This window comes from Microbacterium deferens, assembly GCF_045517775.1.
In the GTDB taxonomy this organism is placed as follows: domain Bacteria; phylum Actinomycetota; class Actinomycetes; order Actinomycetales; family Microbacteriaceae; genus Microbacterium.
Map to the genome: position 1 here is coordinate 2096863 of NZ_JBEUWT010000001.1, position 24539 is coordinate 2121401.

22 protein-coding genes and 3 tRNA genes are annotated in these 24539 nt (G+C 69.8%); 6 read left to right on the top strand and 19 right to left on the bottom strand.

Going from position 1 to position 24539, the window contains the following annotated elements:
- Positions 1-17: 17 nt before the first annotated feature.
- Together ABTU82_RS09865 and ABTU82_RS09870 are read left to right on the top strand one after the other, a co-directional pair.
- Positions 18-695 carry a response regulator transcription factor gene (locus ABTU82_RS09865; protein ID WP_407173181.1) on the top strand — a complete coding sequence of 226 codons (678 nt, stop codon included), beginning with the start codon at positions 18-20 and terminating at the stop codon, positions 693-695.
- Complete coding sequence (locus ABTU82_RS09870; RefSeq protein WP_116647169.1) at positions 692-1540, top strand: hypothetical protein; 849 nt, start codon at positions 692-694, stop codon at positions 1538-1540. Before ABTU82_RS09865 ends, ABTU82_RS09870 begins: the two co-directional genes overlap by 4 nt.
- 8 nt (positions 1541-1548) lie before the next feature.
- Here ABTU82_RS09870 and ABTU82_RS09875 read toward each other — a convergent pair whose 3' ends face one another.
- The 10 genes from ABTU82_RS09875 to ABTU82_RS09920 all read right to left on the bottom strand — a co-directional run bounded on the left by ABTU82_RS09875 (position 1549) and on the right by ABTU82_RS09920 (position 11862).
- Positions 1549-2022 (bottom strand): dehydrogenase, encoded by a 474-nt coding sequence (locus tag ABTU82_RS09875; protein WP_407173182.1) that lies wholly within the window; start codon positions 2020-2022, stop codon positions 1549-1551.
- Between the two features lie 70 nt (positions 2023-2092).
- Complete coding sequence (locus ABTU82_RS09880; protein ID WP_407173183.1) at positions 2093-3865, bottom strand: cation:proton antiporter; 1773 nt, start codon at positions 3863-3865, stop codon at positions 2093-2095.
- 187 nt (positions 3866-4052) lie between these two features.
- Positions 4053-5789 (bottom strand): aldehyde dehydrogenase family protein, encoded by a 1737-nt coding sequence (locus ABTU82_RS09885; protein WP_407173185.1) that lies wholly within the window; start codon positions 5787-5789, stop codon positions 4053-4055.
- A 30-nt stretch (positions 5790-5819) separates the two neighbouring features.
- Positions 5820-6077 (bottom strand): glutaredoxin family protein, encoded by a 258-nt coding sequence (locus ABTU82_RS09890; protein ID WP_116647173.1) that lies wholly within the window; start codon positions 6075-6077, stop codon positions 5820-5822.
- A gap of 44 nt (positions 6078-6121) precedes the next feature.
- Positions 6122-6685, bottom strand: coding sequence for an NYN domain-containing protein (locus tag ABTU82_RS09895; RefSeq protein ID WP_116647174.1), 564 nt, complete (start codon positions 6683-6685; stop codon positions 6122-6124).
- Between the two features lie 180 nt (positions 6686-6865).
- The gene (locus ABTU82_RS09900) at positions 6866-7057 is read right to left on the bottom strand and encodes a hypothetical protein (protein WP_407173188.1); all 192 of its coding nucleotides are present in this window, start codon (positions 7055-7057) and stop codon (positions 6866-6868) included.
- Positions 7058-7093: 36 nt separating this feature from the next.
- Entirely contained in the window at positions 7094-7744 is a 651-nt protein-coding gene (locus ABTU82_RS09905) for a pyridoxamine 5'-phosphate oxidase family protein (protein ID WP_407173189.1), read from the bottom strand.
- A gap of 268 nt (positions 7745-8012) precedes the next feature.
- The gene (locus tag ABTU82_RS09910) at positions 8013-9140 is read right to left on the bottom strand and encodes a glycosyltransferase (RefSeq protein WP_116647177.1); all 1128 of its coding nucleotides are present in this window, start codon (positions 9138-9140) and stop codon (positions 8013-8015) included.
- A gap of 114 nt (positions 9141-9254) precedes the next feature.
- Positions 9255-10418: a polysaccharide deacetylase family protein gene (locus ABTU82_RS09915; RefSeq protein ID WP_407173190.1), complete on the bottom strand. Its 1164-nt coding sequence runs from the start codon at positions 10416-10418 to the stop codon at positions 9255-9257.
- Between the two features lie 106 nt (positions 10419-10524).
- The gene (locus ABTU82_RS09920; protein ID WP_407173191.1) at positions 10525-11862 is read right to left on the bottom strand and encodes an alpha-amylase family glycosyl hydrolase; all 1338 of its coding nucleotides are present in this window, start codon (positions 11860-11862) and stop codon (positions 10525-10527) included.
- A 169-nt stretch (positions 11863-12031) separates the two neighbouring features.
- Between ABTU82_RS09920 and treS the strand changes: the two genes are divergently transcribed.
- Positions 12032-14341 (top strand): maltose alpha-D-glucosyltransferase, encoded by a 2310-nt coding sequence (gene treS, locus ABTU82_RS09925; protein WP_407173193.1) that lies wholly within the window; start codon positions 12032-12034, stop codon positions 14339-14341.
- Positions 14342-14401: 60 nt separating this feature from the next.
- On the opposite strand, the gene ABTU82_RS09930 is transcribed toward treS, so the two are convergent.
- The 3 genes from ABTU82_RS09930 to ABTU82_RS09940 all read right to left on the bottom strand — a co-directional run bounded on the left by ABTU82_RS09930 (position 14402) and on the right by ABTU82_RS09940 (position 18396).
- A complete protein-coding gene (locus ABTU82_RS09930) occupies positions 14402-15229 on the bottom strand; it encodes an SDR family oxidoreductase (RefSeq protein WP_407173194.1) in 828 nt (275 codons plus the stop codon).
- Positions 15230-15351: 122 nt separating this feature from the next.
- Positions 15352-16104, bottom strand: coding sequence for an SDR family NAD(P)-dependent oxidoreductase (locus tag ABTU82_RS09935; RefSeq protein WP_407173196.1), 753 nt, complete (start codon positions 16102-16104; stop codon positions 15352-15354).
- Positions 16105-16236: 132 nt separating this feature from the next.
- Entirely contained in the window at positions 16237-18396 is a 2160-nt protein-coding gene (locus ABTU82_RS09940; protein ID WP_407173198.1) for an MMPL family transporter, read from the bottom strand.
- Between the two features lie 80 nt (positions 18397-18476).
- Here ABTU82_RS09940 and ABTU82_RS09945 point away from each other — a divergent pair, with 80 nt between their 5' ends.
- Positions 18477-18971 carry a MarR family winged helix-turn-helix transcriptional regulator gene (locus ABTU82_RS09945; RefSeq protein WP_165817947.1) on the top strand — a complete coding sequence of 165 codons (495 nt, stop codon included), beginning with the start codon at positions 18477-18479 and terminating at the stop codon, positions 18969-18971.
- Positions 18972-19047: 76 nt separating this feature from the next.
- On the opposite strand, the gene ABTU82_RS09950 is transcribed toward ABTU82_RS09945, so the two are convergent.
- Positions 19048-19695, bottom strand: coding sequence for a dihydrofolate reductase family protein (locus ABTU82_RS09950; RefSeq protein WP_407173200.1), 648 nt, complete (start codon positions 19693-19695; stop codon positions 19048-19050).
- Between the two features lie 147 nt (positions 19696-19842).
- On the opposite strand from ABTU82_RS09950, the gene ABTU82_RS09955 reads away from it, so the two are divergent.
- A complete protein-coding gene (locus ABTU82_RS09955; protein ID WP_407173202.1) occupies positions 19843-20913 on the top strand; it encodes an alcohol dehydrogenase catalytic domain-containing protein in 1071 nt (356 codons plus the stop codon).
- On the opposite strand, the gene ABTU82_RS09960 is transcribed toward ABTU82_RS09955, so the two are convergent.
- From ABTU82_RS09960 to ABTU82_RS09975, 4 genes are all read right to left on the bottom strand, one after another.
- The gene (locus ABTU82_RS09960) at positions 20861-21514 is read right to left on the bottom strand and encodes a Pr6Pr family membrane protein (protein ID WP_407173203.1); all 654 of its coding nucleotides are present in this window, start codon (positions 21512-21514) and stop codon (positions 20861-20863) included. The two genes, ABTU82_RS09955 and ABTU82_RS09960, sit on opposite strands and share 53 nt — an antisense overlap.
- 403 nt (positions 21515-21917) lie before the next feature.
- A tRNA-Phe gene (locus ABTU82_RS09965) sits at positions 21918-21990 on the bottom strand.
- 85 nt (positions 21991-22075) lie between these two features.
- Positions 22076-22149, bottom strand: a tRNA-Asp gene (locus tag ABTU82_RS09970).
- Positions 22150-22176: 27 nt separating this feature from the next.
- Positions 22177-22249 (bottom strand) — tRNA-Glu (locus ABTU82_RS09975).
- 220 nt (positions 22250-22469) lie between these two features.
- Here ABTU82_RS09975 and ABTU82_RS09980 point away from each other — a divergent pair.
- Entirely contained in the window at positions 22470-23930 is a 1461-nt protein-coding gene (locus ABTU82_RS09980) for a peptidoglycan DD-metalloendopeptidase family protein (RefSeq protein ID WP_407173205.1), read from the top strand.
- Positions 23931-23989: 59 nt separating this feature from the next.
- Here ABTU82_RS09980 and ABTU82_RS09985 read toward each other — a convergent pair whose 3' ends face one another.
- Positions 23990-24523, bottom strand: a complete 534-nt coding sequence (locus ABTU82_RS09985) for an inorganic diphosphatase (protein ID WP_116647204.1) — start codon at positions 24521-24523, stop codon at positions 23990-23992.
- Positions 24524-24539 lie beyond the last annotated feature (16 nt).

Here is a 24539-nt window from a genome sequence, read left to right on the forward strand (position 1 = left end):
GACGTGAGGACCGTGCGATGCGTATCGTGATCTGCGAGGACTCCGTGCTCCTTCGTGAGGGCCTCGTCCGTCTGCTCGACGACTCCGGCCACGAGGTGATCGCGGCGCTCGCCGACGCCGACGGGCTCGACCAGACGGTCGCCCGGGATGTGCCCGACCTCTGCATCCTCGACGTGCGGCTCCCGCCGTCCTTCACCGACGAGGGCATCCGCGCCGCGGTGCGGCTGCGTGCGCAGCATCCGACCCTCCCCGTCGTGGTGCTCTCGCAGTACGTCGAGGAGCGCTATGCCAGCGACCTCATCGCTGGGGGAGGGGGCGCCTTCGGCTATCTGCTGAAGGACCGGGTCGCCGACGTCTCCGACTTCCTCGATACGCTCCGCCGCATCGCCGAGGGGGCGACGGTGCTCGACCCCGAGGTCGTCGCCCAGCTGCTCGGTCGGCGCAGCCGCGATGCGCGGATGCAGCGGCTCACCGATCGCGAACGCGCGGTTCTCGCGCTCATCGCCGAGGGGCGCTCGAATCAGGCGATCGCCGGCGCGCTGTTCGTCTCAGAGGCGAGCGTGGAGAAGTACATCACCGCCATCTTCCAGAAACTCGGACTCGAGCAGGACGAGTCGGGCAATCGCCGAGTGCAGGCAGCGCTCGTCCATCTCGAGCACGGCGGCACGACGCCGCAGACAGGAGCAGCACGATGACCACCGAGATCTCCCCGCCGCCGCCGGCGGACAGCCCGCCGATGCGGGCCCCCCATCACGGCGGGCGCACCGCGCCGAGGGTGATCGCGCTGCTCACCGCCGCCCTCGGGGTCGCGGTCGTGGCGGCCACCGTCGCGAGCGCCGCGGTGCCCGCTCTCGCTTCCGCTTCGGGGCATACAGGCACGACGTCGCTCGACGTCGCGGGCGTGCGCTCACTCGATCTCGATGTCGATGCGACGTCGTTCTCGGTGCGTTTCGGCACCGCCGCCGAGGCGACGCTCGATCTTCAGAGCGTGCGAGGCAGCGACTGGCGTCTCGAACGGCAGGGCGACACGCTCCGGGTGGTGTCGCCGAATACCTTCGGGCTGTGGTTCGGCGGGGGCGGCGGCGGTACGGCGACCCTGACGCTGCCTCGCTCGCTCGAGGCGAGCGGCATCGATGCGAAGGTGTCGTTCGGCGGGGGCGGGCTCAGCCTGGAGGGGGCGTTCGATCGGCTCTCTATCGACATGGGCGGGGGGCAGGTGACCGCGTCGGGAAGTGCCGAAGACCTCACCGTCGATCTGGGCGCCGGCGCTGCCGACCTGGAACTCGCGGGGGTGCGCACCGCCGACCTGTCTATCTCGGCGGGCAGGCTTCAGGCCGTGCTCGATGGCGCGGCGCCCGATGACGTGCGGCTGTCGGTGAGTGCGGGCGCGGCGACCCTGACGCTGCCCGACGCGGAGTACGCCGTCACCGCGAACGTGGAGGCGGGCTCGTTCGACAACCGGCTGCGGACGAACACCGGTTCATCTCACTCGGTGAGCGTCGACGTGGCGGCGGGCACGGCCCGCGTCACCTCCGACTGACGAAGCGGTCAGCGGCCGGTGTCGAACAGATGCCGGCCGCCGTGGCCGAGCACCTTCACCATGACACCCCGGGCGTGCAGGTCGGCGACGGCCCGGGTCTCCTGCTCGAGCGTCGCGCCGAGGGCATGCACGTTGGCGACGACCAACACGTCACCTCGCGACAGGGTGTCGAAGAAGCGGGTCAGGCGGTCGGGCCACACCTCGAGCGTCTCGGGCGACGGGTGCCGGAATCCCTCGATCGGCACCCCGAACCGCGTCAGGTCGTCGCGCTGCTCGACCACGGAGGGCATGCCGGGGCGTGAGACCACGAGGCCGACGAGCCGAGATCCGGCCGGACGGGCGAGCCACCAGTCGCGGTCGCGCTGCAACTCGGTGAAGCACTTCGGGCAATCGGCCGCGATGTGGGGCAGGTGGAGGGGGCTCGTCAGTGCGTCGTCCGTCACCGGACCGTGCGACTGCGCAGCATCCGTCGTCTTCGTCATGACACCCTCCCGCTCCCTCCATTGTGCGGGACGCCACCCCCGATCGCACTATCGAGCAGAGGGGGTGATGCTATTCGGCGTTGTCGAGGCGCAGCTCCAGGCTGAGCTGGTCGGCGTCGAGCTCGGCCAGCGCGTGTCGGAGCGCCGCTGTCGCGTGTCGGCCGTCGTGCGAGAGCTCCCCGAGGCGTGCGCGCATCACTTCGATGATCGCGAGACGCAGCTCGAGCACCTCCTGCGTGCGCGCGTCGACGTCTTCGTCGGGCGGCTGCGTCATGCGCGCCCCGACGACCCGCACGATGTTCTCCGGGAAGGGTCGCCCGTCGCGTCGTTGGAGCTTGCCGGCGGCGACCGCCTCGCCGGCGGCCACGCGCAGTTCGGCGTTCAGCGCCTGCTGCTCCTCGCGCGTGGGGCCCTCGGCCTTGTCGTCGGTGAGGCCGAGCATGCGCACGAGCCCCGGCAGCGTGAGCCCCTGCAGCAAGAGGCTGAAAACCGCGACGAGGAACGCGACGAAGATGAGCAGGGGCCGCTCGACGGTGTCGCGGGGGAGGGTCTGGGCGGCCGCGAGCGTGACAACGCCGCGCATGCCGGCCCAGACGATGACCGAACCGTGCCGCCAGTTGAGCGGGGTGTCGCGGTAGTAGTCGAGGTCGGCGACGAGACGCCGCAGGCGCGAGCGCCCCATCTCGAGACGGCGCCGCGCGTGGGCCATGTCGAACCGCCGCGTCGGGCGACCGCCACCACGGCCCGGGGGGCGGTCGGCGTCGGTGGGGCCGGCGTCGAGTCTGGCTTCGAACTGGTCGAGCCGGCCGTCCATGGCTTCGACGCGTTCGCGGGTGCGCCCGTGACGCCTCCGCCGTCGCCCCTGCAGCCAGATGAGCATCGCGACGTAGGCGCTCCGCACGATCAGCACGATGGCGAGAGCGGCGACGGCCAGCCACGCGCCCTGCCAGAGACCCTGGTCGCGCTCGAGGTTGCGCTGCACGATCTCTTTGAGCTCGAGACCCATCACGAGGAACACCGCACCCTCGAGCAGCAGCTCGACCGTTCGCCAATTGAGGCGGTCGGAGATGCGTTCATCGGGGGTGAACCAGCGTGCCGCGCCCTGTCCGGTGACGATGCCCGCGACCACCGCCGCGACCAGTCCCGATCCGCCCAGGTGCTCCGACGGCAGGTAGGCGATGAACGGGATGGTGAAGCTGAGAGCGGTGTTCGCCGCGGAGTGGGCCACCCAGGCCCGCACGCGCAGGTTCACCCAGCCGACGACCGCGCCGACGAGCACGGCCACGAGTACGGCCTGGGCGAAGGCGAAGACGGTGTCGCCCAGGGCGAATCCGCCGGCCACCGCCGCGATGGCGGTGCGCAGCAGCACGAGGGCCGTGGCGTCGTTCAGCAGACTCTCGCCCTCGAGCAGGGTGACGACCCTGGTCGAGATGCCCAGACGTTTCGCGATCGAGGTGGCCACGGCATCCGTGGGGCTCAGGATGGCGCCGAGGGCGATCCCGAGAGCGATGCCGAGGCCGGGGATCAACCAGGCGAAGAACAGGCCGAGCACGATCGAACTGACCACCACGAGAAGCACCGAGAGCCCGGCGATCGGTCCGAAGTCGCGGCGGAACTCGATGGCCGGCAACTGCACCGCGGCCGAGTACAGCAGTGGCGGCAGCACGACGACCAGGATGAGCTCGGGGTCGATCTCGAGCGCCGGCACGAACGGCAGCAGGCTGACGCCGAGGCCGAGCGCCATGAGGATCAGCGGGCCGGCGAGGTTGAAGCGCGGGCCGAACGCGGTCGCGAGGCAGATCACGACGACCGCGCCCACGAAGATGAGGAGGGGGTCGAGCACGACACGAGCATAGGACCCGCACGCGCGCGGCGTTGTTACGCGTCGACCCCGGAGTGTGGTCGAGTTCACGCACACAATGCAGGAGAAATCGCCGTCGGGGGTGTCTGCCGTGCCCCCGAGGCCCGATTACTCCTGCATTCTGAGGGACGAGGGCGCCTGCGGTATGCGGGGAGCCTCCGGCGGGCCGCTAGGCGCGGAAGGCCCGAGCAAGGGTCACGAGCAGACCGGGCCAGCTGCGGCGGGCGCGGAAGCGCGCGAGTCCTTCGCTCACCGCGGTTCCGGTGCGCGCGGTCACGAACCACGGTGGCTTCGGCAGCACGGTGAAGACGCCCTTGCGCTGGATGAGCGCCCCGATCGACCGCGGGAACGGCCGGAAGGGTCCGCGCAGCACTGACCGCTCCACACGATCGAGCAGCAGCGCGTTGTGAACGACGCCGAGGCCGCTGCCGACGTCGTGCAGAGAGCCGCCCGGGAAGGCGCCCCAGCTCAGCTGCGGCACGGTGAACGACACGCCCGTCCACGCGTTGATGGCGATGCCGCCGTACCGCAGCGACGCGATCGCCCGATCGAAGCCGGCGCCGAGCGATGCTTCGGTCGCGGGGTCGATGAGCACGTTCGCGCCGAGGGTGCCGGTGAGACGCTCGTTCGCGTGCGCGACGGCCGCGTCGAGGAAGCGCTGCCCGGTGCCGGCGAGCGAGACCACCCCGAGAACGGGGGCGAAGTACTCGGTGGTCTCCAGGGCGGTCGGGTCATCGCCTGCATGCAGTTCCACCAGCATCCGCGACCCGTCTGCGTCGCGCCGCGCGGTCGGGTAGTCGGATGCCGCGGAGTGCACCTTCTCGTCGCTGCGCGGGTACCAGACCGGTCGCGCAGGGGCGGCGTCGTAGGCGGTGCGGAGTGCGTCGAGGAACGCCGCCCGCTGCGGCCACTCGGAGCTCACGATGACGACCTGTCCGGCGATGCAGTTGTGCCCGCTGTTCTGCAGTCGCATCGTCGCGATGTGCGCGGCCTGGAAGCGCAGGTCGGCGTCGCTCCATCGGCCCGGCACGACGATGACCGGCGCGACCCCGCCGAGCTCGGCCGTGATGGGCGTGGTCAGTTTCGGGTCGTCTGCCTCGCGTCGACGGGCGGCCTCGTCGCCGGTGCCCCACACGATCGCGTCGAATGTGGCCGCCGACCCCGTGATGTGCACGTGAGAGAAGGCCGGATGCTGCGTGAGGTACGCGCCCACGTCGCCGCCGCCGCGGACGATCCGCAGGAACCCCGGCTCGATGAGCGGCGCGAGGGCGCGCTCGAAGACGGGCACGAGGGCGTCCTGCGTCGGGTTGACCTTCAAGAGCGACACCCGGTTGGCCGACAGCAGCTCGTACAGCACGTCGAGCACCGGGATCGATGTGACGTTCCCCGCGCCCAGCACGAGCCCGACCCCGCCCGACGCGTCAGGGTGCAGCTGTGCGAGGCCCGCGGCATCCTGGGCCTCCGCTCGCGAGGTTCCGGGTTCGAGCCAGACGTCGCCGCGGAACCCCGAGAGCAGCAGTCGGTCGATCGGCTGCGCGGGCAGCACGCGTGCGCGGAGCCGGCCGCCGGGGGCGCCGTCGAGGCGCACCCCGTCGAGGGGAGCGCGGCCCGCGGCGAGCTTCTCGAGCGTCGCCCGGGCGGCCTCGAGCGCGCCGAGCGTCGCATACGGGCCGGTGAGCCATTCCTCGCCGCGGAGCGGGTGCTGCCGACCGAGCTGCTTCGACGTTGCGGCGACGTCGGCCCACTCGCTCGCGACCGCGCCGACGGTCTCGTGCAGACGGCCGAGCAATCGCGCGCGCTGGGCGACCGTCAACACCGTCCACAGCCGGGCCCCCGTCTCGAGCGCGGCGATGTCGGCGTCGATCCGATCGGCGTCGGGGACGATCTGCGCTGTCGATTCCGCCATCACGCGCTCCGGGTGTCTCCGGCGGGAGCCTCAGATGAGGGCGAGCTCGCGGAGCTTGGCCTCGACGTCGGCGTTCGACGGCTCGACGTGGTGCGACGAGTCGGGGTAGACCACGACGGGAATCTGCGTGCGGCCCGAGATCTCGCGGGCGACATCAGCGGCGGCGGGGTCGGCCTCGAGGTCGACGTATTCGTACGAGATGCCGAGCTCGTCGAGCTGCTTCTTTGTGCGGCGGCAGTCGATGCACCACTGGGCGCCGAACATCTTCACGGGAGTATCCGAAGTCATCGCTCCAGGCTACGCCGGGTTGGACGCCCGCCGGGCGATCGGCCTCAGCCGAGGAATGCGCTCGGGTCGAACTCGTCGATCGGGATGACGCGGATCCGCGGCAGCGGGGCGTCGAACACCCGGGCGTCGTATTCGAGGTCGAACTTCTCCAGCCCCGGGATGGAGGCGAACCCGGCGTTTCGGAACTCCGAGAACGCGGCGATGCCGACCCGCCGAGGAGAGCCGATGAGGTCGGACAGGTCGTGCAGGAAGTCACCGTCGTGGCTCACCAGCATCACGTCGGCGTCGCGGTCGCGCATCGCCCGGAGCGTGCGCTGGATCGCGATGTCGACGATCTTCTCGTCGGGCCCGCCCGACAGCGGCACGACGACGTAGTCCATCGCCTTCAACGCCTGTACGAACGGCATCGGGATTCCGGCGGAGGCGTTGAGGAAGAACACTCCCTGCGCGGGCTGCGCCCAGACGCGCTCCGAGAAGGAGACGAGGCGGTCCCACCGGGGCCGCTCGTCGGGCTGCGGCCGCCGGCCGAGGATCGAGGCGCCCAGGGTGGCGTCGATGTTCTCCCCGTCCACGAGCACCCAGGTCGTCCGCGAATCCGTATCCGGCACTGCGTCCCCTTTCGTGGGAGTTCCAGCCGCATCCTATGCGCGCCGCTCCCGTGGCAGCGATTCGCGTCGCGCACGCCGGCCGAGCCGCGGGCTTTCGGGCGGGGCACGGGCACTGCGCGCGGCGAAGCCCGTGTGCGGGCCGATTGCCCGCGTCTGGAGGAGGGCGAACGCGGGGCGTGATCAGCCGCGGCGACGCTGTCGTCGGCTCGGGTCGTGCTGCCGACGGGGCGGGGCGAAGTCGGTGTCGGTGTATCGACCGAAGGTGCGGATGCTGGTGGCCGTCGTCGTGACGTAGCTGCCGCCGAGCGGGGTCACCTCGACAGGTTCGGCGTCGTCGGTGGGCAACGATTCGTCGATCGTGTGTTCGCGCATGGCTCTCCTTGGGGTGCGCGGAAGGTGGGGCGGGCCTCAGTAGAGGGTTTTCGCGTACTCGATCTCGAGGTCAGCGTCGATGGCGCGCATCTCGTCGTCGGTCTGTGGAGCGCCGGTGGTCTGGTCGAGGATCATCTTCGACAGGGAGGGCAGCTCTGCGCGGTCGCGGAAGCGCGATGCATCCCACAGGTGCGACCGACGGAATGCCTTGGCGCAGTGGAGGAAGACCTCTTCGACCTCCACGATCATGGCGAGCTTGGGGGCGCGGCCCTTCGCCTCCAAGCCCGAGAGGATGCCCGGATCGACAGTCAGCGTCGCTCGCCCGTTGACCCGCAGTGTGTCGTCGAAGCCCGGGATGATGAAGAGCAGCCCTACGTGGGGGTTGGCAAGGATGTTGACCTGGCTGTCGAGCCGGTTGTTCCCGGGGCGGTCGGGTACCGCCAGGGTGGTGGGGTCGAGCACCTTCACGAAACCCGCCGGGTCTCCGCGAGGGCTGACATCGGCGTCACCGTCAGCGTTCTGCGTGCCGATGCACAGGAACGGCGACAGTGCGATGAACGCTCGCGCATGCGCATCGAGGGAGGGAAGGCTCTTCAGCGTCGCGAGCGGAGTGACGTCGTGGAACCTGCTTCTGAGGAGTGCCTCGTCGGTGATGACGAAGTTCGGATCGATGAGTGACGAGTTCATGGAGCATCTTTCGCGGGTCTCGGCTGCACTGCCGTCTATTCGTTGTGCTCCACAACTTATTCGTCGACGGGTCGTTTGTCCAGCGCGAACCCCCGGCGATCGAAGCCCGTCGTCGGGCTGCCCGCAGGCCCCGTCTCGCCGGCGTCGCGAGACGCGGGCCTTCGGGCGGGGCGCGGGCATTGCGCGCGGCGAAGCCCGCGTGCGGGCCGATTGCCCGCGTCTGGGGGAGGGCGCAGCTCGCGAAGCCCGCGTGCGGGCGACGGCGGCGTTAGAGGGCGAGTTCGTCGGCCAGAGGAGTCTGCGACTCCTCCGCCTTCGCGCCGCGCTGCTTGCGGGGTGCGTAGACCACGAGCGCGTGGAAGAGGAACCGCACGACGAACGCGGCGACGAGCGTGAGGGCGGCGGCCAGAACGCTCGGGATGTGCGTGCGCTCGACGAGCACCCACAGCACGGGGATGCGGACGATCGCCTCGAGGCCGTTGAACGTGAACGACTTGAGGAAGCGATGCCGCATGAGTCCCGAGTCTTCGCGCATGTCGGCGAAGACGAGGTACTCGAGCAGCAGGAAGTTTCCGATGATCGTCACGATGCTCGCGACGATCGAGGCCCAGATGTACTCCATGCCGAAGCCGATGAGGGCCCACATGATGCCGAGGTTCGCCAGCGCGCCGACGCCGCCGACGAGCGCGAAGGCCGACATGCGGCCGAAGCGCAGCATCGTCAGCTGCGTGAGGAAGCGGATGCCCTGCGTGAACGACGCCTTCGACTCGCCCGCGTAGCGCTCGGCGAAGTCGAACGGCACCTCGGCGACGCGCATCTGCTTGCGCGCGAGGATCTCGAGGAGGATCTTGAATCCGCGCGGGCGCAGCGATTCGACGTCGATGGCCGGGCGGTTCACGAGGAAGAAGCCGGTCATCGGGTCGGAGCAGCCGTGCAGCTTGCGGGGGAACATCGCCTTCGTCAGCAGCGTCGACGCGCGGGAGACCCCGGTGCGCACCGCGTTGGCGAGTCCGTCTGACGTGCCGCCGGCGGTGTACCGCGAGGCGACGACGACGTCGGTGTCACCGCGCTGGGCGCGGGCGAGCATGTCGGGGATGACCTCGGGCGGATGCTGCAGATCGCCGTCCATGACGAGGCACCACTCCGACGTCGACGCCTGGATGCCCTCGACCACGGCGCCGCCGAGGCCGCCGGTGGGGTGCTCCCGGTGGATGAGCCGCACCGGGGTGTCGGTCTTCGCCGCGGCCTCGCGGATGATGTCGGGGGTGCTGTCGGTGGAGTCGTCGACGAACACCACCTCGAACGCGGTGCCGGTCAAAGCTGCGTCGAGGCGTCGGAGAAGCTCCCGAACGTTCGGCCCCTCGTTGTACGTGGGGACGATGACGGACACATCCATAAAGGACTCTCGATCTGCTGGTGCCAAGGACGGTTCAGCCTAACGGGGGTTCCTGAGACGCGGCTATGGGCGCCCACAGGTGGGAAAAGGGCGTCTTTCCGCGGGCGCGGGCGATCAGCCGATGAGACCGGCCAGATCGTCGACGGTCATTCCGTAGTTGATCCGGATGCACGGGAGGGCGAGTTTGTCGGTGCCGATCCGCACGTATCCCTGCTCGATCGTGCGCCCCATCTCGAATCCGGCCTGGGCGACACCCCGCTTCGTGGTGTCGTTGTAGTGCCCGAACGGGTAGGCGACGACCTCCTTCACCCCGAGGATCTGGGCCGATTGCTCGAGGTCGGCGGCGATCTGGTCGGCGGTCCAATTGACCATCCGGCCCTTGCCGTTCTCACCGGCCTCGTGCATGTCCTGGGTGTGAGAGCGCTGCAGCACGTAGGGGTTGGGCGATCCTTCGGTGCGCCACTTCGTGATGACGAACGACGTCGTCATCACCTTGTACTTCTCCACGACGGGAGCGGCGAGGTCGAGCCACGTCTGGTGCGCGTCATCGTCGGTCACGATCACCGAGTGCTCGGGCAGGAAGAGCGCGCCGTCGATGAACGCGCTCAACTCGTCCCAGGTCGGGAGGTAGAACCCCGACGAGGCGATGTAGGCCATCTGCGCATCGAAGTCGCCGATGTAGGCGTAGTTCAGCTTGAGCGAGTTGTTCTCACCCTCGGGGTTCGCCGTGAACTGGTGGTACATGAGGATCGGGATCCCCGCGTCTTTGGCGGCGTTGACCTCCGGGGTCGTCCACGCGCCGTGCAGCGTGACCTGCCGGTCGACGCATGACACCGCGTCGGAGCCGTTCACCCGCGCCGCCGTCGTAAGGGCCGCAGCATCCGCCTCGCTCGCGTACCAGCCCGCGAAGACCTTGCCCTCCGCGCGGGGGATCGGGAGCGCGGAGTACAACGCCCCCTGGGTCTGCAGCACGGGGTCGTGCGCGATGGCCTCGCCGGCGAACTGCACCGCACAGGCCTGCGGGTCGGTCGTGGAGGCGAGCAACGTCTGGGCGGGGGTGAGGGGCGTCTCTTCGGGAACCGGAGTGGACGACTCGGATGCTGCGGGCTCGGCCTCTGCCGTCGCACCCGACCCCGCGGACTGGGCAAGGGCCATGGCGGTGAAGATGCCACCGGCCGCGAGCACGATCACCGCGGCGAGCGATCCGAAGACCCACAACCGGCGCGCCCGGTAGACGGCGCGTCGCGCGCGCACCCGTTCACCGCGTGACGACGTCATCGTTACCCCCCCATTTCCCGCCTCGCGATCATATCCGCGCGGGTCCACCGAGCTCGGCAGGCGTGCGGATGCGGCGTCACGTCGCCCGAGTCCGGTGGCGCGTTTCTCAGCTGCCGAGCACGGCCCAGCCGTGCGGCGCGAGCTCGACCTGGGCGCCCGCGATCGTCGCCGTCCCCGCCGCCACCGACGTCGCGCCGGCCGCCGGGAGCGATACTGACTCGTCGGCCAGGTTCAGCACGGTGACGAGCGCGTCGGTGCCGGTGGCGGTCCGCAGCGACACCGCGGTGTTCGCCACGTGCACCACGTCGGTCTGCGCGGTGCGCAGCCACGGGTGCCGTCGTCGGAGGGCGACCAGCTCCTGGTGCACCGCGAGCACGGCGGCAGCATCGGACTCCGCGCCCGGCAGCGTCGTCGGATCCGCCGGGGGTGCCGGGGGGAACTCCGGGCGCACCGCGTCGTCGCCGCCGAGGCGTTCCTCTTTCACCGCGCGCAGCCCGTACTCGTCGCCGGCGTAGATCATCGGCGTGCCCGCGAGGATGCAGAGCAGCACGACGGCGTGCGGAACGTGCCGCGCGTCGCCGACGGCGGAGGCGATGCGGGTCACGTCGTGGTTGCCGATGAACGTGGTGGGCACGAAGGTCTCGAGCAGCGCGTTGTTGCGCTCGATCGCGTGCGTCGTCTCGAAGAGGTTCGCGTCGGAGAGGCCGTGCCAGATCCCCTGCCACAGCTCGTACTGCGTCAGGGAGTCCATCGTCGATTCCGTCACGATGGCGGCCGCGTCGCCGTGGATGACCTCGCCGGTGATCCAGACATCCGGATGCTGCGCGCGCACCCGGGGGAGCACGCGCGCCCAGAACGCGGGGTCGACCGCGTAGGCGGCGTCGAGACGCCACCCGTCCGCGCCGCGGTCGAGCCAGTGCGTCATCACGTCGACGACGAGCTGTTCGACGGCCGGCGAGGAGTGGTCGACGACGACGAGGGCGTCGTGCCCCTCGAACACCTCCGCCGCCACGGGGGCGCCGGGCTCCCACCCGTTCCAGTCCACGCGGAACAGGTCGGCCGTCGCGGCATCCGGTCCGCTCTCCTCGAGCGCACGGAAGGCGGGGTGCGCGCGACCGACGTGGTTGAAGACCCCGTCGAGCAGCACCCGCATTCCCTTGTCGTGCGCGGCGGCGACGAGTCGGTCGAAATCGGCGTCGTCGCCGAGACGGGGATCGATGCGGAAGTGGTCGATCGTGTCGTAGCCGTGCGTGGTCGAGGCGAACACCGGGCCGAGGGCGAGACCGTTCAGCCCCAGCTCGACGATGTGGTCGAGCCACCCGCCGATGCGGTCGAGACGGTGTTGCGCCGCATCCGTCTCGTTACCCTCCGGACGAATGGGGGCTCCGACGAAGCCGAGCGGATAGACGTGCCACCACATCGCGTGGTCGACCCAGAGTGCCATCGGGCCAGTCAACACGGAGATCGCGCCCGACCGCGCAGGGTTGCGCCGTCGGCCCGCGCGACCTATCGGGTCGCGTCGGCAGGGTCAACCTCCACCTGCTCGCGTCTCGCGCGCGGATACGATCGTGACCACCTGAATGCTGTGCTGTGCTGCCTGGGAAGGACCCTCCGTGGACGAACCCATCGAGCGCGACTCGACACCCGTCGAGGACGAAGACATCGTCGAGCGTGATACGACCGAGATCAGTTACGACGAACAGCGCTACCCGGCGAGACCCCGCCGGCTCCGCCCCCGCGACCAGATGCGCGGCGGCACGCTGCGGCGCTTCGCGACCGACCCGCGAACCGCGAACGGAACGAACCCCGCCTACATCGAGTGGCTCGTGCGGCAGTCGATGCTGAAGGACGCCGATGTGCTCGGACGGCAGCTGTCGGGCCAACCCTCGATGTGGCGCAACCCCTACGCCCGCCCCGATGCCCGACGGGCCATCGAGACGAGCGACGTGTGGTTCACGGCCTATCCGCTGTCGCTGATCACCCGCCCGGGCGAGTCGTTCCTGCACGCCCTCGGCGACGAGGCTCTGTGGGAGGCCTTCGAGCAGGTCGGCATCACCGGCATCCACACCGGTCCCGTCAAGCGTGCCGGCGGCATCACCGGCTGGCAGGAGACCCCGAGCGTCGACGGGCACTTCGACCGGATCAGCACGCAGATCGACCCGGAGTTCGGAGACGAGGCCTCGTTCCGGCGTCTCGCCGACGTGGCCGACAGCCACGGCGGCAGCGTCATCGACGACATCGTGCCCGGGCACACGGGCAAGGGTGCCGACTTCCGCCTCGCCGAGATGGCGTACAAGGACTATCCGGGCATCTACCACATGGTCGAGATCCCGCCGGAGGACTGGGGGCTGCTCCCGGTCATCCCCGACGGCCGCGACTCGGTCAACCTCGACCGCGACCAGGAGCGCGAGCTCAGCGAGCGCGGGTACATCATCGGCGAGCTGCAGCGCGTCATCTTCTACACGGTCGGTGTGAAGGAGACGAACTGGAGCGCCACCGCGGCCGTCACCGGTGTCGACGGGGTCGAGCGCCGGTGGGTCTACCTCCACTACTTCAAGGAGGGGCAGCCGTCGATCAACTGGCTCGACCCCACCTTCTCGGGCATGAAGCTCGTGATCGGTGACGCGCTGCACTCGCTCGGCGATCTGGGAACGAGCGCCCTGCGGCTCGACGCGAACGGCTTCCTCGGCGTGGAGAAGAGCACCGAGGGCCTCCCCGCATGGTCGGAGGGGCATCCCCTCTCGCACGCGGCCAACCACATCATCGCGAGCATGGTGCGCAAGGTCGGCGGGTTCACGTTCCAGGAGCTCAACCTCACGATCGAAGACATCCGCGACACCGGGGCCGTCGGCGCCGACCTGTCGTACGACTTCGTCACCCGGCCCGGCTACCACCACGCTCTCGCGACCGGCAACACCGAGTTCCTGCGTCTCGCCCTGAACACCGCGCTCGAGATCGGTGTGGAGCCCGCCCAGCTCGTGCACGGCCTGCAGAACCACGACGAGCTGACGTACGAGCTGGTGCACTGGGCGACCACGCACCGCGACGACGTCTACACGTACCGTCACCGCGAGGTGACCGGGCTCGAGCTCGCCGAGGAGGTGCGCGCCGACCTCACGGACAGCCTCACGATCGAGGCCGACTACAACCTCGTCTTCACGCAGAACGGCATCGCGTGCACGACGGCGTCGCTGATCGCCGCCACCCAGGGCAAGGCGCGACTCGACGACATCACCGACGACGACATGCCCGCCATCCGCGATGCGCACCTGCTGCTGGCGAAGTACAACGCCTGGCAGCCCGGTGTCTTCGCGCTGTCGGGGTGGGACCTCACCGGCACCCTGACCCTTCCGTCCGAGCAGGTGGGCTCGCTCATCGCCACCGGAGACACGCGGTGGATCGAGCGCGGCGCGCACGACCTTCTCGACGTGGCCCCCGAGGCGACGAGGTCGCTCGCAGGGATGCCGCGGGCCCGGTCGCTGTACGGATCGCTGCCCTCGCAGCTGACCAACCCCGAGTCGTTCGCGGTGGGTCTGCGCGACGTGCTCTCGACGCGCCGCGCGCACGACATCGCGATCGCGTCGCAGATCGACATCCCGCAGGTCGCCCACCAGAGCATGCTGGTGCTCGTGCACCGGCTCGACGGCGGCGACAAGCGGCGAGACGACGCCCCGCTGCAGATCACGGTGCTGAACTTCTCGGGAGAGACCATCGAGGGCACCGTGCGCTCGAAGAGCCTCACCCCGCGCAGCGGAGTGATCGACGCCGAGAGCGGCGAGACGCTCGCGCGCGTCGACGACCTGCAGAGCTTCCCGATCGAGCTGCCGCCCTACGGGGGGCTGTTCCTGCTGTTGGGTGAGCCGGAGCCCGAACCCGAACCCCGGCCGATGACTCGCGCGATCCCGATCATCACGGGTTCGTAAGCGAGAACGACGAGAGGGCGACCCCGGGTGGACGGGGTCGCCCTCTCTTTTCGCGGTGCGTCAGCCCTGGGCGAGCTTGGCCACGTCGTCCCACTCCTCCCACGTCTTCAGACGCGAGGAGTAGTCGGCCTTGGCGATGTCGATCGGAGAGGCGCCGAAGAAGACGCGCAGGGGAGGCTCGGCAGCATCCACGATCCTGAGCACGGCGGCGGCGGATGCTGCGGGGTCGCCCGGTCCGCTGCCGGCGCGCGCGCTGCGGGCCTTCTCGCTCGCCTCGCGCAGCTCGTCGTACGCCGGGTTCTGGTCGGAGTGGTGCGCGCTCGGGCCCGCCCAGTCGGTGGAGAAGCCGCCGGGCTCGATGAGCGTGACGTGGATGCCGAAGCCGGCGACCTCCTGCGCGAGCGCCTGCGAGATGCCCTCGAGCGCCCACTTCGACGCGTGGTAGGCGCCGACGTTCGGGAACGCCGAGATGCCGCCGATCGACGAGACCTGCAGGATGTGGCCGTGGCCCTGCTCGCGCATGATCGGCAGAGCCGCCTGCGTCACCCAGACCGCGCCGAAGAGGTTGGTCTCCATCTGGTCGCGGAGTTCTTGCTCGCCGACCTCCTCGACCATGCCGAAGTGGCCGTAGCCGGCGTTGTTGATGACGATGTCGAGCGAGCCGAACGTGTCGTGCGCCTTCTTCACCGCCGCGAAGTCGGCATCGCGGTCGGTCACGTCGAGGGAGAGAGGGAGGATTGCGTCGCCGTACTTCTCGACGAGGTCGTCGAGCGAGGAGGTGTCGCGGGCGGTGGCCGCGACGCGGTCGCCGCGGTCGAGGGCGGCGATGGCCCATTCGCGTCCGAAGCCGCGGGAGGTGCCGGTGATGAACCAGGTCTTCTGTGTCATGGGGTCAATGACGCTGCCGGCGCCCGCGGTATTCCCGCCCGGCTGTCGTCAGTTGCCCCGAGTCGGGCTGTCCGGCGTCGCGGAGGGGCCCGAACGAGGCAACTGACGGAGGTCGGCCGGTGTCAGTGGGCCGAGTAGCCGCCGTCGACGAGGTGGTAGCTGCCCGAGATGAAGGATGCGGCGTCGCTGAGGAGGAACAGCGTGAGCGCGGCGACCTCCTTGTCGGTGCCGAGGCGGCGCGAAGCGTGCTCGCCCTCGAGAGCGGTGAGCGCGTCGGCGGAGAGGCTGGAGCGCACCAGCGGGGTGTCGATGAAGCCCGGGCCGACCGCGTTCGTGCGCACGCCCTGGGCGGTGTACTCCAGCGCTGCCACCTTCGTGAGGCCGACGAGCGCGTGCTTGCTCGTGACGTAGGCGGCGTTCTGGGCGATGCCGACCGAGCCGAGCACCGACGCCATGTTGACGACCGCACCGCCGCCGGCGGCGACGATCGCGGGGAGCTGGAACTTCAGGCCGTAGAAGACGCCATCGAGGTCGACGGCGCGCACGCGGTCCCACGCGGCGATGTCGTAGTCGCCGATCGTCTGCGGGGGAGCACCGATGCCGGCGTTGTTGACGGCGAGGTGCAGGGCGCCGTAGGTCTTCGTCGCGAAGGCGACGGCGGCCTCGGAGTCCTCCCACTTCGCCGTGTTCTGCGTGAAGGGCGACGCCGTGCCGCCCGCGGCGGTGATCTCGTCGACGACCGTCTGCGCCGCATCCAGGTTGATGTCGGTCACCACGACGGATGCGCCCTCCGCCGCGAGTTCACGCGAGATCTCCGCGCCGATGCCGCTGCCGCCACCGGTGACGATCGCTACCTTGCCGTCGAAACGAGCCATGAGACTACTTCCCTTCACTGCCACGGGGAGCGGATCTCACACCCCGCGCTTTTCATGCGTGTGTATAGAGATGCAACGTGCTCGCTCGCCGTGCATTCCGTGCGCGGACGAGACGGATCGGCGCCGTCGGGGTCAGAGGGACGGCCGGCGGTCCGCCTCGGTCCGGCGTGCCCGGCGCGTACCGGACGGCGCCCGGTCGTCGCCGCGTCCGGCTGACGCGCTCGCCACGTGCGCGGGGCCATCGGCGTCGGGCACGGTCGGGGTGCGCGGCCACCAGAAGGTGTCCTTCGTGATGAAGGCCAGGGCGGGAACGACCACCGTCCGCACGAGCAGGGTGTCGATCAGCACGCCGATGCAGACGATCGTGCCGATCTGCGTGAGGGTGATCAGCGGCAGCACGCCCAGCACGGCGAAGACGGCGGCGAGGAGGATGCCGGCGCTGGTGATGACCGCGCCGGTGGCGGCGAGGGCTCGGATCATCCCCTCGGTGATGCCGAGGTGCTCCGACTCCTCCTTCGCTCGCGTCACCAGGAAGATGCTGTAGTCCACGCCGAGGGCCACGAGGAAGAGGAAGCTGAACAGGAGCACGTTCGTGTCGATGGCGGGGAAGCCGAACAGCGGCGACTGGAAGATCCACCAGCTGAGTCCGATCGCCGAGAAGAAGCTGGCGACCACCGCGAGCAGCAGCAGCAGAGGGGCAACGATCGCCCGCAGCAGCACGACGAGAACGACGAAGACCAGCACCAGGATGAGCGGGATGATGAGCGCCTGGTCGCGGGCCTGCGCATTCGAGACGTCGAGGGCCTGGGCGTCGAGGCCGCCGACCAGCCCTTCGCCGCCGCCGACGTCGTCGAGGGCCGCGCGCATGCTCTCGACCGTCGCGAAGGCCGCCTCTGTCTCGGCTCCCGCGTCGAGCGTGACGTTGATCTGGGCGAGATCGTCGGTCGTCTCGCCGACGGTGGCCGTATCGACGCCATCGAGGTCGGCCAGGGCGCTCGCCGCATCCTCGGCCTCGTCGAGGGGCACGATGACGACGGCGGGCGACGTGGTGCCGGCCGAGAACGCCTCGGCGAGCACCTCCTGGCCCTGCACGGCCTCGGGCTTCTGCAGGAAGCGGTCGTTCTGCGACAGCCCGGTCTGCACGAAGAACAGCCCGCTCGCCATCGCGCCCAAGACGACGAAGCCCGCCGTCGCGACCACCACGGGTCGCCGCGAGACTCCCCGACCGAGCTTTCCCCACACGCTGCGCGAGATGGCGTCGGCGGAGCCGTACCGCGGAATGTAGGGCCAGAACAGGCCGCGGCCGAACAGCACGAGCGCTGCGGGGAGCACGAACAGGGCGAAGACCATCGCGACGACGATGCCGACGGCGCAGGCGAGGCCCAGCGCGCGGTTGCCGGCGAGCTCGGCGAGAAGCAGGGTGAGCAGCGCCAGGGCGACGGTCGAGCCGCTGGCGATGATGGCGGGCCCTGCTCCGCGCAGCGCCTCCTGCATCGCGATCCGGCGGCTCTCGTAGAGCCGCAGCTCGTCGCGGTAGCGCGCGATGAGCAGCAGCGCGTAATTCGTTCCCGCGCCGAACACGAGCACCGAGAGGATGCCGGTGATCGACGCATCGAGCTGCACGCCGACGGCACTGGCCACCTGGCGCGCGACGATACCGGCGAGAGAGTCGGCCAGACCGATCACGACGAGCGGGACGAGCCAGAGCCAGGGGCTCCGGTAGGTGACGAGCAGCAGGATGGCGACGACGATGACGGTGGTGAGAAGCAGGGTGAAGTCGGCTCCGGCGAAAACCGCTGCGATGTCGACCTCGAACCCCTCGGCTCCGGTGAGGTACACCCGCACCCCGTCGAGATCGGAGGCAGCGGCGTCGCGGATCTGCTGCGCGCGCTCGGTCTGTACGGCGACGTCGGGCTCCGGTTCGAGAGGAACAACGAGCAGCGCGACGGTGCCGTCCTCCGAGACCTGCGCGGGCGGCACGAATCCGTCGCGGGAGACGTCGGCCAGCTCGCCGAAGGCCTTTGCGTCGATGAGGGCGAGGGTCTCATCATCGAGTTCGCCGGAGTCGGAGGCGAAGACGAGGAGGGCCGAGGTGCTGTCGGCGCTCGGGAAGTTCTCGCGCAGCTGATCGACCTGCACCGACTCGGCGCTGTCGGGGAGGCCGACCGAGGGTGCGGTCTCGGACCCCTCCGACCCGGCGACGCCGAACAGCACGGCGGCGGCCAGGGCCGCCAGAACGAGCATGATCCACGACGTCTTGGCAGATGTCAGGAAGCGACGGAGTGCGCTCATGGTCTGTCTCCCGGCTGGTAAGAACGTTTGAGCGTCGGATTATTCGACTATCGAAAGAGATTAGCGATATCGTGGAGCCCATGCAACCGACCGGTTCGCTTCCCCCCGATGCCGACGTGGCCGCCTTCGCGCCCACGCGTCCGGCGACGGTGCTGCTGCGGGAGTTCATCGAACTCAGCGAGCAGTTCGAGCGGTCGATCGGCGAAGAACTCGAGGTCAACCCGACCGACCTCCAGGCGATGGAGCATCTGCTCATGGGCGGTCCGCTCGCGCCCGGCGAGCTCGCCCGTCGGGTCGGGATCTCGGCGGGGGCCACCACGACCGCGATCGACCGCCTCGTGGCGCTGGGCCACGTCACCCGCGAGCCGCACCCGACCGATCGACGCGGAATTCTGGTGGTGCCGCAGGAGTCGTCCCGGCAGCGCGCGATGGGGCGCCTCATGCCCATGATCATGGGGGTCGACGCCGAACTCGACGCGTTCACGCCGTCGGAGCAGGAGACGATCACGAGGTATCTCGCCCAGGTGGTCGAGCGATTGCGGGGTCACGCCGAGAGGCGCGCGCCCGAGGAGTGAGGCGACCGGCGTCGGCGCAGACGCCCTCCGCAACGCCCAGCTCCACGACGCATGAGTTCTCGCGCGATCGGGCCGCTCATGCGCGGGTCCAGGTCTGGTGCGTGACGCCGGAGGGAGACGAGACGACCTCCACCGTGAACCGGCTTTCGATCCCTTCGAGGCCGTGCCAGAGGTTCTCGCCGCGACCGAGCACGATCGGCACCACGGCGAGGTGCATCCGGTCGACGAGATCGGCCTGCAGGAACTGGCGGACGGTGTTCACGCCTCCGCCGATGCGCACGTCGAGTCCTCCGGCCAGTTCGCGCGCGATGGCGAGGGCCTCGGCGGGTTCGGCGTCGACGAAGTGGAAGGTCGTGCCGCCCTCGAGCTCGAGCACCGGGCGAGGATGGTGCGTGAGGACGACGACCGGGGTGTGGAACGGGGGATTCTCGCCCCACCAGCCGATCCATTCCTCGTCGGTCCACGGCCCGCGCTGGGGTCCGAACTTGTTGCGGCCCATGATCTCGACCCCGATGCCGGTGCCCCAGTTGCTGGCGAAGGCCTCGTCTATGCCGAACGATCCGGCATCGCCGCCCTGCATCGCCTGGAACGTGCGGGTGCCGAAGAACCACGGTTGCATGAGCCGCGCCTGCGCGTGGCCGAACGGAGCCTCGAGGGTCTGTCCCTCGCCCGTGCCGTACCCATCGATCGAGACGGCGAAGTTGTGGACACGAACCTGCGACATGGGCACTCCCGAGAGGACGGATGCTGTCTGCAACCGTCTCGGAGCGTAGCCGCCCCCGCGTGGGCGTACCAGGTGCCCGAGTGCAGACCGCAGCATTCGAGGGGCATATCGTCGAAAGGCGTGATCGGCGCACACGAGAGGAACCTGATGCGGGCTGTGGTCTTCGAGAAGTTCGGCGAGATGCCGCGGGTGGCCGACGTCGCGATTCCCGAGCCGTCGCCGGGCGGAGTCGTCGTGCGGGTCGAGACGACCGGGCTCTGCCGCAGCGACGTGAGCGCGTGGCTCGGGCACGACTCGGGCGTGACGGTGCCGCACGTGCCGGGGCACGAGTTGTCGGGCGTCGTCCATGCCGTCGGCGAGCGGGTAACGCGCTTCGCGGTCGGTGATCGCGTTACGGTGCCGTTCGTGTCGTCCTGCGGGTCGTGCGCGCAGTGCCGTGCCGGTCAGGGGCAGGTGTGCCCGAACCAGACGCAGCCGGGGTTCACCCACTGGGGCTCCTTCGCGGAGTATGTCGCCCTGCACGACGCCGAGGCCAACCTGATCGCCCTGCCCGACGCCATCGACGGCGGCGTCGCGGCGCTTCTCGGATGCCGCTTCGCGACCGCCTTCCGGGCTCTCGTCCACCAGGGTGAGGTGGTCGCCGGCGAGACGGTCGTGGTGATCGGATGCGGCGGGGTCGGTCTCAGCGCGATCATGATCGCTCGGGCGCTCGGGGCGACCGTCGTGGCCGTCGACATCAGCGCCACCGCCCTCGCTCGGGCTCGCGAGCTCGGGGCGGCGTTCGTGATCGACTCATCGGGGCTGTCGCCCGAAGCGATCGCCGCCCGTGTCCGCGACGCCGTCGACGGCGGCGTGAATGTGTCGGTCGACGCGCTCGGACGGGAGGATGCGGTGATCGCCGCCGTGCTCTCCCTGGGCCTGCAGGGGCGACACGTGCAGGTGGGCCTCCTCGCGGAAGATCCGCGCATCCCCATGTCTGCCGTGATCGCGGGCGAGCTCACCCTGCGCGGATCGCACGGGATGGCAGCATCCGCCTATCCCGAGCTGATCGAGATGGTCGTCTCGGGTGCTCTACGACCGGCGGATCTCATCACGCGGCGCATCGGCCTGGACGAGGTGCCGGAAGCGATCGCGGAGATGGCCGAGGGTCGCGCCCCCAGCGGGATCACCGTGATCGACGTGGGTGCGCGAGAACGACCCGTGGCTTCGTCCGACTGAGCGCCCACACGACGGCGCCGGAGGCGACGATCGCGGCGATGAGACCGACGATGTGCGCCGTCAGCGACGGGAGCCCGCGCCCGGGGAGCAGGAACCCGTAGGGCACCCACCCGTCGGTGACCCCGCGGATGAGCACGACCGCGAGCCAGACGGCCGGGTACGGGAGGAGCGTCCACAGCACCCGCCACGGCAGTCGCGATCGATCGCCGATGAGTATCCAGTCGAGCAGCACCACGACGGGGAACACCCCGTGGAGCAGGAAGCTCACCCACGGGGGTGCCGAGCCGGTGCCGGGGACGACGACGTTGTAGACCACGGCGACGACGATCAGGTAGGCCGTCACGACAGCGCGGGCGGTCGTGAGCCACGACGGGACGGGCCGGCCGGCGACGAGGCGGCCACCGACGGTGCCGAGAACGATCGCGGCGAGCAGGCTCGTCTGGTTCGTGAAGTACCCGAAGAAGTCGAACGGGTTCGAATCGCCGGCTCCGATCCGCAGCGCGTAGGCGTACACGAGCACCAGCACGACCGTGACTGCGACCCCGACCCGCACCGCCCCGATCGTGCGAGCGCCGATGTGGAGGGGCGGCCGGTGCGTCACGGGCGCCAGCCTATGTCGGCTCGTCGGTGCCCTCGGCGGGGAGCGGCCCCGGTCGCCTCGTTGGCCGGGGCGTTCCGAGTTTCATAGGGTGGCCGGTATGGATATCGCATCGATGATCATGGGCGGCTCGATCGCGTCCATCGCCTGGATCGCGTTCTACCCGTGGGCGAAGCTGCGTCGTCTGCGCGAGCTCGAGGCCGCCGAGGACTGACTCCGGCGCAGCGGCGAGCTCGGTCTATGGCTGCGGCGTATGCGCCTCGCTGTGCAACGAGGCGAGGCGGGCCGCGGGTGGTGAGCCATTCGCGTCGACCGCACAAGCGAACTCGCTGACAGGGAAAAGCAAAACCCCCGCCATGTAGAAGCTAGGCGAGGGTTTCTGGGATGACTGTAACGGTCATCCGTGTGGCTCCGACGGGCGTCGATCCCGTGACCTCACGATTTTCAGTCGTGCGCTCTACCAACTGAGCTACAGAGCCGCGCGGCATGTGAAACGCCGCGTCCTAGACGAAAGGCTCTCTGTCTTCCCTCGAAAAGGAGGAACAAAGAGCCTGTCGCTCGGAGCGACCCTGACGGGACTTGAACCCGCGACCTCCGCCGTGACAGGGCGGCACGCTAACCAGCTGCGCTACAGGGCCATGCTTATTCAGTTATATCGGTTCGAGTGACCCCAACGGGATTCGAACCCGTGCTACCGCCGTGAAAGGGCGGCGTCCTAGGCCGCTAAACGATGGGGCCGAGCGACTCTGCAGGCTTACGCTTGCCGACGCTCAAGCATACGTAATCTGTCGCCGATGCGCCAATCGAGGGCGCGTCGTGCGTCGATCCGCGGGTTCGGCGCCCAGGATGAACCTGGCACGCGCCCGATAATCCGCCCTGTTGTCGGTGTGACGGGTGTTGCTAGTGTGTTCGAAGTTAAGACCCCCTCGACGATAGGCATCTTGTGACGCTCGAGCGCTTGGACGACGCAGACGACTGCGGATGCGCGCCGACCGAACGCGAGCGCCGCACTCTGTGGCCCGCGGTCAACCGGCGCACCCTCCTCACCTCCGGCGGCCTGAGCGTCGTCGCGCTCGGCGCGATCGGCGGAGCGGTGGGTGGCCCGATGATCCCCAGCGCCTTCGCCGCGACCTACCCCTCGTGGGCCGACGTCGAACGCGCGAAGGCCAGCGAGGCTGCGAAAGCCGCCGAGATCACTCGCATCCAAGGCCTCATCGCGGGCCTGTCGGCCGACGTTGCGCGCACGGAGGCCGAGGCGAGGACGGCGTCCGACGTCTACTACGCCGCTCAGCAGGCCTTCCTCGACGCCGCGTATGAGGCCGACCAGCTGCAGGCCCAGGCCGACGCGCAGGGCGCAGAAGCGACCGCTGCGGCGAACCAGGCCGGACGCGTCGCAGCCCAGCTGTACCGCAAGGGCGGCGACGACGCCTCGCTCGAACTGTTCTTCGCCGGTTCCGCAGCATCCGCCGATGACCTGCTGTCGCGCCTCGGCACGATGGACAAGCTTCTCGAGCGCAACCAGTCGGTGTACGCCAACGCGGTCGCCGCCCGCAACGCCGCGCAGAACCTCACGAACCAGGCCGAAGACAAGCGCGCCGAGCGCGACCGCCTCAAGCAGGAGGCCGAGTCGAAGATGGTCGCGGCCCAGCAGGCGTCGGATGCTGCGCAGGCAGCCCTCGCGGCGCAGCAGGCCAACCAGGTGACGCTCACGGCGCAGCTCGCGGCCCTTCAGGACAATACGGCGAAGACCGTCGCCGACTACGAAGCCGGTGTCGAAGCCGAGCGCCAGGCCCGCCTCGCGCGGGAGGCCGCCGAGCGCGCAGCCGCCGAACAGCGCGAGCGTGAGCGTGCCGCTGCTGCAGCCGCCGCCGCTGCCGCGGCAGCCGCCGCAGCTGCAGCCAACTCAGGTGGCGGTGGCGGTGGCGGAGGCGGCGGAGGTGGCGGCGGCGGCGGCAACTCCGGTGGAGGCGGCGGCGGAGGCGGTGGAGGCGGCGGCCAGGTCGTCGGGTCCGGCTGGTCTCGTCCGTCGTCGGCGTGGGTCAGCTCGTGGTACGGCCCGCGTTCCTCGCAGTGCACGCCGAGCTACTGCTCGACGTCGTACCACCTCGGCCTCGACTTCGGTGCGGGATGCGGAGCATCCAACTTCGCGGCCAACAGCGGCACGGTGACCTACGCCGGCTGGAACGGCGGCTACGGCAACTACGTGCGCGTCGACCACGGCGGCGGCCTCGCCACGGGGTATGCCCACAACAGCCGCATCCTCGTCTCGCGCGGCCAGTGGGTGTCATCCGGGCAGGCCGTCGGCCTCGTCGGCCTCACCGGCAACGTCTTCGGCTGCCACCTGCACTTCGAGGTCTACCAGAACGGCAGCACCATCGACCCCGCGCCGTTCCTGCGCGCCCGAGGCATCTCGGTCTGATCGTCGAAACGAGAAGAGCCCGGTCGTCGCCGACCGGGCTCTTCTCGTTCCGACGTGTGTCAGAGCGTGCTCGGAGCCTCGCCCGCACCCTGCGTCTTGGTCTGACCCTCGTGCTCCTCGAAGCGCGCGAACGCCTCCTGCACGAGACGCTCGGCCTCGGCCGCGCCCGCCCACTCGTCGACCTTGACCCACTTGTTGGGCTCGAGGTCCTTGTAGTGCTCGAAGAAGTGGCCGATCTCGTTGCGGAGCTCCTCGGCGATGTCGCCGACGTCCTGGATGTGCGCCCAGCGGGGATCCTTCGACAGCACGGCGACGACCTTGTCGTCGCCGCCCGCCTCGTCGCTCATCTTCAGAACGGCGACGGGGCGAACCTTCGCGACGACGCCCGGGTAGATGTCGTGGTCGAGCAGCACGAGCACGTCGAGCGGGTCGCCGTCCTCACCGAGGGTGTTCTCGAAGAAGCCGTAGTTGGTGGGGTAGCCGAAGGCGGTGAAGAGGATGCGGTCGAGGAACACGCGCCCCGTGCCGTGGTCGACCTCGTACTTCACGCGGCTGCCGCGCGGGATCTCGATGACGGCGTCGTACGCACCCATGCTCGTGCTCCTTAGA

Bases quoted from the DNA above. Each gene is read 5' to 3' on its own strand.
- ABTU82_RS09875 (WP_407173182.1), bottom strand. From the start codon at position 2,022: ATGACGAAGACGACGGATGCTGCGCAGTCGCACGGTCCGGTGACGGAC.
- ABTU82_RS09915 (WP_407173190.1), bottom strand. From the start codon at position 10,418: ATGACGTCGTCACGCGGTGAACGGGTGCGCGCGCGACGCGCCGTCTAC.
- ABTU82_RS09885 (WP_407173185.1), bottom strand. From the start codon at position 5,789: ATGGCGGAATCGACAGCGCAGATCGTCCCCGACGCCGATCGGATCGAC.
- ABTU82_RS09955 (WP_407173202.1), top strand. From the start codon at position 19,843: ATGCGGGCTGTGGTCTTCGAGAAGTTCGGCGAGATGCCGCGGGTGGCC.
- ABTU82_RS09945 (WP_165817947.1), top strand. From the start codon at position 18,477: ATGCAACCGACCGGTTCGCTTCCCCCCGATGCCGACGTGGCCGCCTTC.
- ABTU82_RS09930 (WP_407173194.1), bottom strand. From the start codon at position 15,229: ATGACACAGAAGACCTGGTTCATCACCGGCACCTCCCGCGGCTTCGGA.
- ABTU82_RS09950 (WP_407173200.1), bottom strand. From the start codon at position 19,695: ATGTCGCAGGTTCGTGTCCACAACTTCGCCGTCTCGATCGATGGGTAC.
- ABTU82_RS09870 (WP_116647169.1), top strand. From the start codon at position 692: ATGACCACCGAGATCTCCCCGCCGCCGCCGGCGGACAGCCCGCCGATG.
- ABTU82_RS09935 (WP_407173196.1), bottom strand. From the start codon at position 16,104: ATGGCTCGTTTCGACGGCAAGGTAGCGATCGTCACCGGTGGCGGCAGC.
- ABTU82_RS09900 (WP_407173188.1), bottom strand. From the start codon at position 7,057: ATGCGCGAACACACGATCGACGAATCGTTGCCCACCGACGACGCCGAA.
- ABTU82_RS09920 (WP_407173191.1), bottom strand. From the start codon at position 11,862: ATGGCACTCTGGGTCGACCACGCGATGTGGTGGCACGTCTATCCGCTC.
- ABTU82_RS09865 (WP_407173181.1), top strand. From the start codon at position 18: ATGCGTATCGTGATCTGCGAGGACTCCGTGCTCCTTCGTGAGGGCCTC.
- ABTU82_RS09910 (WP_116647177.1), bottom strand. From the start codon at position 9,140: ATGGATGTGTCCGTCATCGTCCCCACGTACAACGAGGGGCCGAACGTT.
- ABTU82_RS09940 (WP_407173198.1), bottom strand. From the start codon at position 18,396: ATGAGCGCACTCCGTCGCTTCCTGACATCTGCCAAGACGTCGTGGATC.
- ABTU82_RS09985 (WP_116647204.1), bottom strand. From the start codon at position 24,523: ATGGGTGCGTACGACGCCGTCATCGAGATCCCGCGCGGCAGCCGCGTG.
- ABTU82_RS09905 (WP_407173189.1), bottom strand. From the start codon at position 7,744: ATGAACTCGTCACTCATCGATCCGAACTTCGTCATCACCGACGAGGCA.
- ABTU82_RS09890 (WP_116647173.1), bottom strand. From the start codon at position 6,077: ATGACTTCGGATACTCCCGTGAAGATGTTCGGCGCCCAGTGGTGCATC.